The organism is Bradyrhizobium sp. P2_E8, from assembly GCF_056403875.1.
The window spans coordinates 1-952 of record NZ_JBFUES010001642.1 but is presented as its reverse complement, the minus strand read 5'-3'; the positions used below and the strand labels follow the sequence as shown (position 1 = coordinate 952).

At 66.9% G+C, this 952-nt stretch carries 1 protein-coding gene; it reads right to left on the bottom strand.

Translation table 11 applies throughout. From position 1 onward, the window contains the following. Nucleotides 1–282 precede the first annotated feature (282 nt). Nucleotides 283–897, bottom strand: coding sequence for a hypothetical protein (locus AC1D00_RS42930; RefSeq protein ID WP_477014896.1), 615 nt, complete (start codon nt 895–897; stop codon nt 283–285). Between the last annotated feature and the right edge of the window lie 55 nt (nt 898–952).

Below are 952 nucleotides of genomic sequence, written 5' to 3'. Positions count from 1 at the left end.
GGCATGTCCAGGCCCTGGGCAATGGCCTGGGCGAGAGCCGGATTGGAGTTGCCGGCGACAAGCTTGATGGAGCCGTTCTTGGCCGACATAGACGCTTCCTCCCGCGCTTTGCTGGATAGGACGTTCAACATCTGGGAATACCCACTTGAAGCACGGTTACGACGGGCGAGGAAATATCAGGCCGGGGGCCGCAATGGCAACCCGGGATGCTACTTTTCCCTTTGAAAATCCTGAGTCGGGCCAACGGCTTGGCCGCAACTTGAGGCCGTGGTTTAGCGGGGGTTATCGCTCGGCATAGCCGAGCGCCGAGGCCGGCATGTCCGGTGCCGGAGCCTCCGGGGTGACGCTTGCCACCGCCGGTCCGCGCAGGCCCGGAGYAGCGCTCGGCGCCTCCGGCGTCCCGTTGATCATGTTGGAAAGTCCGCTGAATCCGGCCTGGGCGATCTTCCGCAGCACGAGGTCGTCGGCGGCTCCCCAGGGATCGCGGCCCCCCTTGCTGGCGGTGGGTTCCTCGCCGGAGAGGCGCAGCGCCCGCTGCTGGTTGGCGTCATAGACGTCCCAGACCCAGGCGATCACGGTCCTGCCGCSCACGATCTGGGCGGAGAGGTAGCTGCGCACGCGGTAGGCGGCCGAACCCTCGCGGGAGACCACGGACAGGCTGCGCAGCTTGGATTCGCTGTCGAGCACGCCGACCATGCGGTCGAATACCTGGGGCGGGGGGCCGTCGATGGATTCGAAGGCGACCGTCGCGCCCGAGCCGGCGCTCGGCGCCATCGCATAGGAGTTGGCGGCACCACCACCGCCGGCGCAGCCGCCAAGCGCGGTCGCTGCTGCCAGCAACATGACCGCCAGCACGCGCGAACCCGCGCGGCCCAGGATGAATGACGCGTCCCTCATTATGGAGGGCAGCGATATCGTTAAAACGCATTAACGTCTAGGGCGGAGGCGACAC